The sequence below is a fragment of the Methylobacterium sp. D54C genome (assembly GCF_053345595.1).
The window spans coordinates 1-357 of record NZ_JBKFAK010000136.1; the positions used below are offsets into that span (position 1 = coordinate 1).

Here is a 357-nt window from a genome sequence, read left to right on the forward strand (position 1 = left end):
CATCCTCGGGCTTGCGGTAGGGGCCGCGCGGCTGGGCGGGGCGGCTCAGGCGCTCGGCCAGGTGGGAGCGGGCCACGCCGAGCGTGTCGGCGACCGCCTTCACCGCGAACCGCCCGTCGTACCGCTCCAGGAGCTGAGCGGCGAGGTCGGTTTTTTTGTGCGGGCGAGGTCGAGCGCCTCCTTCAGGATCTCGACCTCCATGGTCTTGCGCCCGAGCAGGCGTTCGAGGTCGCGCACGCGCCGCTCCAGCCCGCGAACCCGGCTGGTTCCGACGACCTCCTCGTCGGCGTGCACGGCCTGATGGCCGCCCTCCAGCATGCGCCGCTTCCACGAGAACAGCAGGCTGGGCGAGATGCC

1 pseudogene is annotated in these 357 nt (G+C 72.3%); it reads right to left on the minus strand.

Features of this window, described 5'->3' with window-relative positions:
* Nucleotides 1-357, minus strand: a pseudogene (locus ACLBYB_RS32860) (IS3 family transposase); the annotation flags it as partial.